Source organism: Pandoraea sp. LA3 (genome assembly GCF_022696215.1).
GTDB classification, from domain to species: domain Bacteria; phylum Pseudomonadota; class Gammaproteobacteria; order Burkholderiales; family Burkholderiaceae; genus Pandoraea; species Pandoraea capi.
Genome location: NZ_PTPY01000003.1, coordinates 1 through 1,340, shown reverse-complemented (window position 1 = coordinate 1,340; position 1,340 = coordinate 1). Strand labels below are relative to the sequence as shown.

2 protein-coding genes are annotated in these 1,340 nt (G+C 65.0%); both read left to right on the top strand.

Annotated elements, in window-relative coordinates; all coding sequences use genetic code 11:
- On the top strand, positions 1 to 452 hold a 452-nt coding region (locus C5N93_RS00020; RefSeq protein ID WP_242557815.1), incomplete at its 5' end, for an electron transfer flavoprotein subunit beta/FixA family protein.
- Between the two features lie 13 nt (positions 453 to 465).
- The coding region (locus C5N93_RS00015) for an FAD-binding protein (RefSeq protein WP_242557814.1) at positions 466 to 1,340 on the top strand (875 nt) is incomplete at its 3' end.

Genomic DNA, 1,340 nt, shown 5'->3' with positions numbered 1-1,340 from the left:
TGCTTAAGGCCATCGTCGAGAAGGAGCAGCCGCAACTGGTGATCCTGGGCAAGCAGGCGATCGACGACGATTCCAACCAGACGGGGCAGATGCTTGCGGCGCTCACGAAGCTGCCGCAGGCGACGTTCGCCTCGAAGGTGACCGTCGCAGATAACCGTGCACAAGTCACGCGCGAAGTTGACGGTGGTCTGGAGACGATTTCGCTGTCGCTGCCGGCGGTGATCACGACGGACCTGCGCCTGAACGAGCCGCGTTATGTGACGCTGCCCAACATCATGAAGGCGAAGAAGAAGCCGCTGGAGACGGTCAAGCCCGCGGATCTGGGCGTTGACGTGAGCCCGCGCCTGAAGACGCTGAAGGTTGCCGAGCCGCCCAAGCGCAGCGCTGGGGTGAAGGTGGCGGACGTGGCAACGCTCGTCGAAAAACTCAAGACCGAAGCCAAGGTCATCTAAGGGAGACGACGAGATGAGCATTCTGGTCATTGCTGAACACGACAATCAATCGATCAAATCGGCCACGCTGAACACGGTGGCTGCGGCGCTGCAATGCGGCGACGACGTGCATGTGCTGGTCGCGGGGAACAACGCGAAGGCGGCGGCCGATGCGGCTGCGCAGATCGCCGGCGTGAAGAAGGTACTGCTGGCGGATGCGCCGTACTTCGGCGACGGTCTGGCCGAGAACATCGCTGACGAAGTGGTGTCGCTCGCAGGCAGCTACACGCACATCCTGGCCAACGCGACGGCGTACGGCAAGAACATCGCGCCGCGCGTGGCCGCGCTGCTGGACGTGGCGCAGATCTCGGACATCACGAAGGTCGACAGCGCGGACACGTTCGAGCGCCCGATCTACGCGGGTAACGCGATTGCGACGGTGCAAAGCGCGGACAAGGTGAAGGTGATCACGGTGCGCTCGACGGGCTTCGACCCGGCGGCGGCCACGGGCGGCAGCGCAGCGGTGGAAGCTGTTGCGGCCACGCCGGACGCGGGTCTCTCGCAGTTCGTGGGCCGTGAAGTGACGAAGCTGGACCGTCCGGAGCTGACCTCGGCGAAGATCATCGTCTCGGGCGGTCGCGGGCTGGGCAGCGGGGAGAACTACACGAAGGTGCTGGAGCCGCTGGCGGACAAGCTGGGTGCCGCGCTGGGCGCTTCGCGCGCCGCGGTGGACGCGGGCTACGTGCCCAACGACTATCAGGTGGGTCAGACGGGCAAGATCGTGGCCCCGCAACTGTACGTGGCGGTGGGCATCTCGGGGGCGATTCAGCACCTGGCCGGGATGAAGGATTCGAAGGTGATCGTGGCGATCAACAAGGATCCGGAAGCGCCGATCTTCTCGGTGGCCGA